Genomic DNA, 6,251 nt, shown 5'->3' on the forward strand with positions numbered 1-6,251 from the left:
GGACCGTTCACGACGGACACCTTGCACCCTATCTGGAGGTAATGCGTAGACTGCTTACAGAGGCCGACGTGCCGACGAGCGACAGCAACATCCTCGTCACCGGCGGAAGCGTGCGGGCTGGCTACCGAATCGGTGAGTTGCTTTTCGAAAAAGCAGACCCCAACAGCTTGCGAGGGCTCCTTCACCGGCAGCTTCAGCGCCCAAGCGCGATACAAATCACAGTAGCGGCTGTAGCGAGAAGGCCGATATACTCGTCCCAGACGATCTGCAGCGTCTCATGCTTGCGCTTCAGCTCCCGGTGAACATGCCCCCAATCCGGCTCGGCACTGCGGCGGTGACCGGTCTTCGTGCCGGCAGCCTTATAGAGAGCCGCCTCCAGCACCGCATCGCTGACATCGTTGCCCAAAGGCCAGGAAAGTCCGGCACGCTCCAAACGGCGCAACGTCTCGCGCACCGTCGAGGGGGCCGCACCAACGCGCGCCGCAATCGACTTGTGGCCAAGACCTTCCGCAAATCTGTATCTCAGAATCTCGCGGACACGCCGCATCTTTAGTCTCTCCGCTGGCATCGCGTTCCTTCCTCTCAGGCAACTGAAAGGACGAACGTCTCACCAGCAGGACACCCCGACAAACAGCCCCAATCCGGGGGCGGCATCATCTCGGAACAAGGGGGCGGTTAATTCTCGGAATTGGGGGGCGGCATCATTTCGGAATGCGGGGGCGGATTGCCTCGGAATTAGCAGGCGGCCGGCATGGTTTGGGCTTTGTTATGAGACCAATGGCATCGGATGGGCAGTTGAGCGTCTGCAGATCAGCTTTGCGCGAGGTCGAAACATGCCTCGCCTCTGACACTTTACGACTTTTCTGCAGCGTCCCACCAAGGCGGCTCGGCTTGCATTTCCTGTCCCTAGATACTATATGTGGTTACGTAACCACATATATGAGGTTTGTCGTGACCATCACCACTCTTTCGGGCCGGGAGCTCAATCAGGATCTTGGCCGTGCAAAGCGCGCCACCAGGAATGGGCCTGTGATAATCACCGACAGGGGACGGCCTGCTCACGTTCTGCTGTCGTTCGATGAGTACAAGCGACTTACAGGTAAAATGCGGACGCTTGGCGATATGTTGGCAGCTTCGGGGGCCGAAGACGTTGACCTGATGCTCCCCGAGCGCGCAGAACGCGCCCAGCCGGTTGATCTCTCCTGATGTTTTTGCTCGATACCAACGTGGTGTCCGAACTGCGCAAGGTCGCGAGCGGCAAGGCTGATCCGAATGTCGTGGTTTGGAACGAAACCATCGATCCGGCCGAGGCCTTCATTTCATCTGTTGTCCTGCACGAACTGGAGATTGCTGTTCGGCTGGCGGAGCATAATGATGCAGCCGCCGGGAAAGTGTTACGAAACTGGCTGGAAAATACTGTTCTAACTGCGTTTTCCAATCGCATCCTGCCCTTGGACGAGGCCGCGGCAGTGCATGCAGCCCAATGGCATGTGCCCAGTCCCAAACCGATCAATGACGCCTATATCGCGGCGACTGCCTTCATCCATCGGATGACGCTAGTCACGCGCAATATCAAAGATTTCGAAGGTATGGGAGTTACTCTTGTGAACCCGTGGGATCTGCCGACACAGCTTGTAACGGCTTAGTCTCGGTACTGACACGAAGCTGTCAGCGCTGATAAGCTGCGCTATAGGCGCAAGAACAACTGATCCATTGGCGGACTGGCATGTCCTCCTGGTCTTCGTCGCGACAGCGATTGGAACCAGTCTTAACGCGATGGCGGTCGGTGTCTCACTCGCTTTCCTCCAGGTAACGAGGCAGACCCAGGACGAAACCACGGTCATGCGGTAACCAATCCGCGCATGAGAGCTTGCTCAGCCGTCGTCTCAGTTCCGCCTCCTACTTTGCACATCGCTCTGCGCCCGGCACATTGCCGGAATATTTGCTATGAAACAAAGGCTTGACAGCGCTCATGAGCTAGGAGACCGGTCCCGGCTTGTTCCGCGACGGAATATGGGTTTGAGGCTTGATCGCGCGAGGCGAAGTCTCCGTTCCTCATCGCGGGAGGCGCGCCAGTTACTTTCCTTCGTATTTGAACTCCGGAAGTTTCTGCAGCTCCTCCTTACTCCCCTGGGCGAGCACAATCTTCGAGCCGTCCGCGTTGACCTGCAGTGAATTGTAAGGGATAGCGACAAGGAAACCGCCGATGCCGAGAAAGCCACCTACCTGGAGAATTGCGAAGAGAACCTTCTCGCGATCGACGATGAGGTCATCGATTGATCCGATTGTCTCGCCAGTACCGTTCTTTACTTTGGCACCCACGAGTTTGGTAGCGCGGTAGCCCTTGGCTACTTCTTTCACATCCACGTCGACGATAACGACGTTTTGCGCGACTGCCGGCATTGACGACGGCAGGAAAATGGTGGTCGTCAACACAATATCCATGCCGATTGCCAATGCGAGGTGGGCATTGCGATATGTCTTTGAAGCGCTGTTATAGTGCATCTCGAATCCTCCGGGTTGGAAGTGTACTGGCGGACTAGGTCTGATCCCATTCCTTCAGCTTCGTGGGTTGGATAAGATCTGGACGAAGCAGCCGTGATACCTTGACGCCCGTCAATATCTTCGAGATCGAGGCCTCATCGCACCGGAGCCAGGACGTCCATCGCGGTTTGGATTGAAGCGGCGAGCTCCGGTGCCGAGAAACCGCCCTGATGCCGCACGCCATTGACGAAGAACGTCGGCGTTCCGTTGACGCCGCTGCGGACGCCGCCAATGAAATCAGCCTGAATCTTGTCGGCATGCAGCGAGCGGGTAAGCGAATCCCGAAGTCCCATCTGAGACAACTGCAAGGTGCCGGCAATGGCGAAAAAGAGTTGCGTGCTCAGCCGATGCTGGTTCGAATAGATCGCATCGTGCATTTCCCAGAACCGGCCCTGATCTCCGGCATATTCAGCCGCCTCCGCTGCCGGCGCTGCGAGTGGATGGATCTCGACGAGCGGGAAATGCCGAAAGACGACACACAGTGACTGGCCATACCGGTTTTCCAGGGATCGGACGATTGGATTGGCGATGGCACAATAGGGACACTGATAATCGCCATATTCCACGAGCGTGACGGCTGCGTTCGCTCCGCCACGACTGTGGTCACGCGAATTGACAGGAACTTTAAGCGTCGACATTTTTCTGCTCCAGGTTTGGCATGTGGTCGAGGGCGTCGAGAATGCCGTCTGCCCCGGGATTGACGGCGACCGGGGACAAGTGGCTCCATGCAATCGTGCCGTACTCATCAATGAGGAAGAGTGCGCGGGCGCTCTCGCCGACATCGTCGCGATAGGCGCCGTAAGCGCGCGAAACTTCTCCCTTGGGATGGGCATCCGAAAGCAATGGGAAATGCAGGTTCCGCTCCCGGGCGAAAGCCTGATGGCACCATGCGCCATCCACCGAGATCCCGACGAGTTCAGCGCCTTTCTTGCGGAATTCGGAGAGGACGTGGTTGTAGAGCGTCATCTGGTCGCCGCAGACCGGGCTCCAGTCCGCCGGATAAAAGGCCAGGATTACGCGCCGGCCCGCAAACTCGGACAGGGAAAGGGTCTGGTCGGGCGTCACGCGTAGCGTGAAACCGGGTGCTTTCGTTCCCGCAGTAAGAATAGAAGACATGCCTTTTCTCCTCTCATCGATCAAGCCGTGGCGGACGTGGCAAGAGTGCCCGGCAGGCCAGTGCTGCGGGACCGCAGCTTGTAAGCCAGGACGAGCAGCGTGGCGCCCAGTATGAGGGCATGCGCGCCGATCCAGAAAGTCAGCACCAACGCCCCGATGAAGGGCGAGATGGCGAGGAGTATGCCGAGAACGAGGCTTGCGATGCCGCCGATGACCAGCCAGAGGCGGCCGTGGTCGATCTTCAGCCGAAAGGCCGAGACCAGCATAAACGTGCCCGATACCAGGGCCCATGCCGCTACCAGGATGACGAAGGCAAGAACCGTAATGCCGGGCCACAGGAACGCAACCGCGCCGGTGACGATGCCGAGGATGCTGCTGAAAAGCAACCAGACCCAGCGCTCGCCCTTGCGCGCACCGCGCACTGACATGACAACCCCGAAGACGCCGTCGATGAAACTGAATGCAGCGAAAACCACCACAAGCGAGAGCATCGTTACCAAAGGCATCGCAAATGCAGCAATACCGAAGAGGATGGCTAGGGCGCCTCGCAATGCGACGACCCACCAATTCTTTGCAAGCACGTCGTTCATCTCGTTGATCTTGCGGCTATCGGTTGATGGGATGCTCGTCATTGTGCGCTCCGTTCGCGTCCGGGAAGCGTTTGTCGAATTCGAGACGCCACGTAAGAAGGATATGATCGCCGCGCCGCGCCGGCCGTGACGACCGTCAGTTTTTTACGATTTCTGCATAGGATCGCGGTGACCAGTTCCCCAAGGGAGCCCGCCACCCATGACGGTGGCAAGCGGTTGCACTGCCCTTCTCAAGGCAAACACCGGCGCGTTTTCGGAGTGCCGCATGCGCATGACATGCGGCCGGCGGATATGCCGGGACTTGAGTCCGCATATTTGTGCCAGCGATCACCTCTGGAAGTGACATGGTCGTCCGCGCCGCTTCACGGCAGCTTGGCTGCGAGCACATCAATCTTCTCGATCTGAGGCGGCGTGCGAAGCAATTCCCCCGCGCGCACCATCAATGCCTCGGCGACCTTTCCCGCGAGATGGGCGTCGCGGCCGGCATGACGGCTGCAGCGAGAAGAGCCGTGGTGGCAACCACCATCTGTTTCAGAATTGCCGTCAAGGCGATGGTGTCGCTCTGGGACCACGCGTCGGCCAGGATGAGCAGCGGGAGTGTTGCCAGGTCTTGGAAAAGCAATATTCCGAGCGCGTGCCGGCTGGTGATTTCACCCTGCTCAGCGAGTTGCTTCAGGGCGATGGCTGTCGACGACATGGCGATGGCACCACCCATGATCCGAGGCGGCGGCGCGAGGGTGATCCTTCGGGGTTTCAGCCATTTCAGTGGAATCTTGTCTTGCTGCTGTCTGCGGGCGGCCGAGACGCATGGGAATCCACGAGGGGATCACTCCCGGGAAACAATCCATGCTTGCCAGCGCAATCTCGTCTGGATCCATGGTCTCCGGCAGATGCGGTTCGGGGTCCCGTGTGCGGCTCAAGCTGCAAGCTCCTCTATCGAGGGATATCAGCCGGGCAGCTAGAAAGCCCGGCTGGTATTGAACGTTGATCGGTTACGGTGAGATGGTTATGCGGTTGTCAACCTTGGTGACGCCGGGCGCCCGCCAGGCCGCACGCTCCGCCTCCTGCCGTTCAGCCCAGGAGCGCACGGTGCCTGTCAGGGTCACCTCGCCGCCGCTGGCGGTCACGGTCACGCGGTTCGCATCGACCTCGACCATTCGCTTCAGCGCCGCCTCGATCTGGGACTTGACTTCCGTTGGCGTGACGCGCGGCTTTAGCGTCACCAGGTTCGAGATACCCTTGACACCCTTGACCTTTCGCACGGCCGCTTCAGCGCGGTTGCGTTGATATTCCCACTCGGCACTGCCTTCGAGGGTTACCCAACCGTCCTTGACGACGACCTTGAAGTTTTCGTGGGAGTAGGGAAGCTCGAACTTGAGTGCCTCCACGGCGGCGCGCGCGATCTCCGGATCGGGTTTCTCGTGGAGCGACGGCAGCCGAACCTCGATGTCGTTGGCGACACCGAGAACACCCTTGACCCGCTTTGTCGCTTTCTCGGCCTCATATTTCTGGGTGAAGCTGCGCACAAAGCCGCTGAGGGTGACGACCCCGTTTTTCACTGCCACTCCGATATCGGAAGCGTCGATATCCGGATCCCATTTAAGTTCGCTTTCCACATCACGTTTGATGTCGCTATCTGTTGTCATCTCGCGATCCTCTGCGTTAGTTGTTTAAGCTGCGCTGTAAAAGCGGCCTTGCTTCAGCAGCATCGGGAAGCTAGCTCACTTGTACGGCCTCCGACCTGACGGCCGTCAGTTTTGGTTGGGCGACCCAGAGTAAAGGCGGTACAGAACTAAAAAGTCCGCAACCGAGGACGGTTGCGGACAATATGGCGGGTTGCGAGGGGAGGACGGCTTAACCCGCCTGGACAGGAATGCGCTTTGTGTCTGCTTGCAGTTCCGGTGACTTTGGAATTACGAGCGTTAACACACCATTTTTGAACGTGGCCGTAGCCGCATCGGGGTCGATTCCGTCGGGAAGAGGCACGGTACGCTCCATCGC

10 protein-coding genes and 3 pseudogenes are annotated in these 6,251 nt (G+C 58.8%); 4 read left to right on the forward strand and 9 right to left on the reverse strand.

Translation table 11 applies throughout. The features are described 5' to 3' along the window. Positions 1 to 11: 11 nt before the first annotated feature. Positions 12 to 227, forward strand: a pseudogene (locus FHT77_RS31860) (hypothetical protein); the annotation flags it as partial. Here the strand turns inward: FHT77_RS31860 and FHT77_RS30525 are convergent. Then, positions 123 to 547 (reverse strand): annotated as a pseudogene (locus tag FHT77_RS30525) (IS21 family transposase); the annotation flags it as partial. The pseudogenes FHT77_RS31860 and FHT77_RS30525 overlap by 105 nt on opposite strands. Before the next feature lie 404 nt (positions 548 to 951). Here FHT77_RS30525 and FHT77_RS30530 point away from each other — a divergent pair. The 3 genes from FHT77_RS30530 to FHT77_RS30540 all read left to right on the forward strand — a co-directional run bounded on the left by FHT77_RS30530 (position 952) and on the right by FHT77_RS30540 (position 1,851). Continuing rightward, on the forward strand, positions 952 to 1,206 hold the full coding sequence (locus FHT77_RS30530) for a type II toxin-antitoxin system Phd/YefM family antitoxin (protein WP_183759216.1): 255 nt from the start codon (positions 952 to 954) through the stop codon (positions 1,204 to 1,206). Then, entirely contained in the window at positions 1,206 to 1,646 is a 441-nt protein-coding gene (locus tag FHT77_RS30535; RefSeq protein WP_183759217.1) for a type II toxin-antitoxin system VapC family toxin, read from the forward strand. Before FHT77_RS30530 ends, FHT77_RS30535 begins: the two co-directional genes overlap by 1 nt. A gap of 67 nt (positions 1,647 to 1,713) precedes the next feature. Continuing rightward, positions 1,714 to 1,851 (forward strand): manganese efflux pump, encoded by a 138-nt coding sequence (locus FHT77_RS30540; protein ID WP_246720248.1) that lies wholly within the window; start codon positions 1,714 to 1,716, stop codon positions 1,849 to 1,851. Positions 1,852 to 2,076: 225 nt separating this feature from the next. Here the strand turns inward: FHT77_RS30540 and FHT77_RS30545 are convergent, their stop codons facing one another. The 8 genes and pseudogenes from FHT77_RS30545 to FHT77_RS30575 all read right to left on the reverse strand — a co-directional run bounded on the left by FHT77_RS30545 (position 2,077) and on the right by FHT77_RS30575 (position 6,248). After that, positions 2,077 to 2,505 (reverse strand): PRC-barrel domain-containing protein, encoded by a 429-nt coding sequence (locus FHT77_RS30545; protein WP_183759218.1) that lies wholly within the window; start codon positions 2,503 to 2,505, stop codon positions 2,077 to 2,079. A gap of 134 nt (positions 2,506 to 2,639) precedes the next feature. Beyond that, a complete protein-coding gene (locus tag FHT77_RS30550) occupies positions 2,640 to 3,182 on the reverse strand; it encodes a DsbA family protein (RefSeq protein ID WP_183759219.1) in 543 nt (180 codons plus the stop codon). Then, complete coding sequence (locus tag FHT77_RS30555; RefSeq protein ID WP_183759220.1) at positions 3,169 to 3,660, reverse strand: redoxin domain-containing protein; 492 nt, start codon at positions 3,658 to 3,660, stop codon at positions 3,169 to 3,171. The genes FHT77_RS30550 and FHT77_RS30555 overlap by 14 nt, the downstream gene beginning before the upstream one ends. Positions 3,661 to 3,680: 20 nt before the next feature. Beyond that, entirely contained in the window at positions 3,681 to 4,292 is a 612-nt protein-coding gene (locus FHT77_RS30560) for an HdeD family acid-resistance protein (protein ID WP_183759221.1), read from the reverse strand. A gap of 320 nt (positions 4,293 to 4,612) precedes the next feature. Continuing rightward, positions 4,613 to 4,735: pseudogene (locus FHT77_RS31865) on the reverse strand (antibiotic biosynthesis monooxygenase); the annotation flags it as partial. Then, entirely contained in the window at positions 4,690 to 4,965 is a 276-nt protein-coding gene (locus tag FHT77_RS30565) for a cation:proton antiporter (RefSeq protein ID WP_183759222.1), read from the reverse strand. The gene FHT77_RS30565 and the pseudogene FHT77_RS31865, both read right to left, overlap by 46 nt. A 277-nt stretch (positions 4,966 to 5,242) precedes the next feature. After that, the gene (locus FHT77_RS30570; protein WP_183759223.1) at positions 5,243 to 5,896 is read right to left on the reverse strand and encodes a BON domain-containing protein; all 654 of its coding nucleotides are present in this window, start codon (positions 5,894 to 5,896) and stop codon (positions 5,243 to 5,245) included. A 208-nt stretch (positions 5,897 to 6,104) separates the two neighbouring features. Then, positions 6,105 to 6,248, reverse strand: a complete 144-nt coding sequence (locus FHT77_RS30575) for an Hsp20/alpha crystallin family protein (protein WP_246720255.1) — start codon at positions 6,246 to 6,248, stop codon at positions 6,105 to 6,107. Between the last annotated feature and the right edge of the window lie 3 nt (positions 6,249 to 6,251).

Origin of the sequence: Rhizobium sp. BK181 (genome assembly GCF_014193305.1) — a bacterium.
In the GTDB taxonomy this organism is placed as follows: Bacteria; Pseudomonadota; Alphaproteobacteria; order Rhizobiales; family Rhizobiaceae; genus Rhizobium.

Excerpts from the sequence above, each read along its gene's own strand:
- FHT77_RS30535 (WP_183759217.1), top strand. The coding sequence starts at position 1,206 with ATGTTTTTGCTCGATACCAACGTGGTGTCCGAACTGCGCAAGGTCGCG.
- FHT77_RS30545 (WP_183759218.1), bottom strand. The coding sequence starts at position 2,505 with ATGCACTATAACAGCGCTTCAAAGACATATCGCAATGCCCACCTCGCA.
- FHT77_RS30550 (WP_183759219.1), bottom strand. The coding sequence starts at position 3,182 with ATGTCGACGCTTAAAGTTCCTGTCAATTCGCGTGACCACAGTCGTGGC.
- FHT77_RS30555 (WP_183759220.1), bottom strand. The coding sequence starts at position 3,660 with ATGTCTTCTATTCTTACTGCGGGAACGAAAGCACCCGGTTTCACGCTA.
- FHT77_RS30560 (WP_183759221.1), bottom strand. The coding sequence starts at position 4,292 with ATGACGAGCATCCCATCAACCGATAGCCGCAAGATCAACGAGATGAAC.
- FHT77_RS30565 (WP_183759222.1), bottom strand. The coding sequence starts at position 4,965 with ATGGGTGGTGCCATCGCCATGTCGTCGACAGCCATCGCCCTGAAGCAA.
- FHT77_RS30570 (WP_183759223.1), bottom strand. The coding sequence starts at position 5,896 with ATGACAACAGATAGCGACATCAAACGTGATGTGGAAAGCGAACTTAAA.
- FHT77_RS30575 (WP_246720255.1), bottom strand. The coding sequence starts at position 6,248 with ATGGAGCGTACCGTGCCTCTTCCCGACGGAATCGACCCCGATGCGGCT.